This is a genomic window from Gemmiger formicilis, assembly GCF_016901605.1.
In the GTDB taxonomy this organism is placed as follows: Bacteria; Bacillota; Clostridia; order Oscillospirales; family Ruminococcaceae; genus Gemmiger; species Gemmiger formicilis_B.
This window is the reverse complement of the sequence record NZ_JACJKP010000351.1, coordinates 1-778: the sequence shown is the minus strand read 5'-3', so window position 1 is coordinate 778 and position 778 is coordinate 1. Positions and strand designations below refer to the sequence as shown.

Here is a 778-nt window from a genome sequence, read left to right as displayed (position 1 = left end):
GACGGTGCCTCCAAGCTGCGGGTTTTCTGGGACATTATCATTCCCCTTTCCAAGCCCATCATGGCCGTTATGGTGGTGTTCAGCATGGTCGCCTACTGGAACGACTGGTTCACCGCATTGATCTACATGACCGGCGAAGGCCGCGCGCCCCTGCCCCTGGTACTGCGCAACATCCTGATTGCCAGCGAAACTTCCGCCAGCCAGGCCAGCATGATCTCCGGCGGCTATGCCGAACTGAACAAGCTGACCGAAATGATCAAGTTCGCTTCCATCATTGTGGCAGCCGCCCCCATGCTCATCGTTTATCCCTTTGTACAGAAGTACTTTGAGCAGGGCTTCATGGCCGGTGCCGTTAAGGGCTAAAATTCCGACCGCCGCCAGTGGCGGAAACAGGGAGGAATTTTAGGCGCAGCGGTCGGCAAAGGCGAGCGGGTTGCGAACCGCGAAGCCTGCGCCGGGTACCGCAAGAGCGTTCCTTACTCTGATGCCGCCTGCTTTCCTCTCACTCTCATTCAAATCCAAATCTCATTCACCATACATTCCATGAAAAAGGAGAAACATCATGAAAACATCCACCAAACGCATGGGCGCGCTCGTCGCGCTGCTGGGTGTCACGGCCAGCCTGACCGCCTGCGGCGGCGGCAGCGCCAACACTGTGGAACCCGGCACCGTCAACACCAACACCGAACAGACCGACTTCAAGATCATCAGCGGTATCTCGGCCCTGTCCGGCGGCTACGATTCCAACGAAGTGCTCAACACCATGGCCCAGAATGCC

At 57.7% G+C, this 778-nt stretch carries 2 protein-coding genes; both read left to right on the top strand.

The features are described from left to right. Nucleotides 1-363 (top strand): ABC transporter permease subunit (locus H6B10_RS14780; protein WP_204652286.1); only part of this gene is annotated, 363 nt, incomplete at its 5' end. A gap of 199 nt (nucleotides 364-562) precedes the next feature. Beyond that, nucleotides 563-778, top strand: a 216-nt coding sequence (locus tag H6B10_RS14775; RefSeq protein WP_345941860.1) for a hypothetical protein, incomplete at its 3' end; no start/stop codon positions are given.